Origin of the sequence: Rhodovulum strictum, assembly GCF_009649175.1 — a bacterium.
GTDB lineage: Bacteria > Pseudomonadota > Alphaproteobacteria > Rhodobacterales > Rhodobacteraceae > Rhodovulum > Rhodovulum strictum.
Map to the genome: position 1 here is coordinate 1 of NZ_WJPO01000073.1, position 1,425 is coordinate 1,425.

The 1,425-nt window shown below is 65.6% G+C and carries 1 protein-coding gene; it reads left to right on the forward strand.

Annotated features, from left to right (window positions below):
* Window positions 1-264: 264 nt before the first annotated feature.
* The gene (locus GH815_RS18655; RefSeq protein WP_246176542.1) at window positions 265-1,389 is read left to right on the forward strand and encodes a site-specific DNA-methyltransferase; all 1,125 of its coding nucleotides are present in this window, start codon (window positions 265-267) and stop codon (window positions 1,387-1,389) included.
* Window positions 1,390-1,425: the final 36 nt, after the last annotated feature.

Genomic DNA, 1,425 nt, shown 5'->3' on the forward strand with positions numbered 1-1,425 from the left:
TCTCCACCCCCGTCAGTTCGGGAGCTTGAATCACGCAGGCCGGACAGCTTCAAGTATATCAATGGGTCCTGACCCTAGCCACCGAAGCCACCTCTCGGAGCCACGCGGGCGGCGTTGCGCACGAAGGCGTTGATTCCACGCGCAAAAATGGATTGACATTTCTAGCCCCCTTGACCTACCTCTTGATCATCGAAGAATTGCGCCCGGAGGATCCCCCTCGCGGGCGCTTTTCATTTCCCGCCCCTACATCCCGAGCCCCAACCCATGGACCTCGTCTTCGCGCCGAGCCAGATCGAAACCTGGCCGATTGCCCGGCTGCGCCCCTATGCCCGCAATGCCAAGATGCACGGCGACGACCAGGTGGCGAAGATCGCCGCCAGCATGGCCAAGTTCGGCTGGACCGTGCCCTGCATGGTGGCCGATGATGGCGAGCTGATCGCAGGTCATGGTCGGGTGCTGGCGGCCACGATGCTCGGGCTGTCCGAGGTGCCGGTGATCCGGCTCAGCCATCTGGATGAAGCCGAGCGCCGGGCGTACCGGATCGCCGACAACAAGCTAACGGAACTGGGCGAATGGGACGAGGCCCTGCTGCGCGACGAGATCGCGGGGCTCTTGGCCGAGGATTTCGATCTGTCCCTGCTCGGCATCAGCGACGACGACCTCGACGCTCTGCTGCGAGCCCCCGAGGCGCTGGCCAGCGATGGCGCGGTCGAGGGCGAGGACGATGTTCCGGAGCTGCGAGTCACGCCGGTGTCGGCACAGGGCGACCTATGGCAGCTCGGGCCGCACCGGCTGATCTGCGGCGACAGCACCGCGGCCGACGTGGTCGGGCGGCTGCTGGGCGATGTGCGCCCCCTGCTGATGGTGACCGACCCACCCTATGGCGTCGAGTATGACCCCTCATGGCGGAACCAGGCCGGTGCCGCGAAGACCAAACGCACCGGCAAGGTACTGAACGACGACCGCGCCGACTGGCGCGAGGCCTGGGCGCTGTTTCCGGGCGATGTCGTCTATGTCTGGCACGGCGCGCTCCATGCCGCGACCGTGGCGGAGAGCCTGATCGCCGCGGGCTTCGCCATCCGGTCGCAGATCATCTGGGCCAAGGACCGGCTGGTGCTCAGCCGCGGCGATTACCACTGGCAGCACGAACCCTGCTGGTATGCGGTGCGGGCGAAGGGCAAGGGCCATTGGGCCGGAGACCGCAAGCAGACCACGCTGTGGCAGATCGCCAACCGGGATCAGGATGTCGACACGGTACACGGCACGCAGAAACCGGTCGAATGCATGCGGCGGCCGATCCTGAACAATTCCAGCCCCGGTCAGGCGGTCTATGAACCCTTCATGGGATGGTCGTGTCTCGGAATTGGTGGAAATTTGAAGGCGGCGTAATCTCCGGGTGAACATCCACCCACCCATCCGGCGGCG

Coding starts and splice junctions, on each gene's coding strand:
- GH815_RS18655 (WP_246176542.1), top strand. CDS start 265: ATGGACCTCGTCTTCGCGCCGAGCCAGATCGAAACCTGGCCGATTGCC.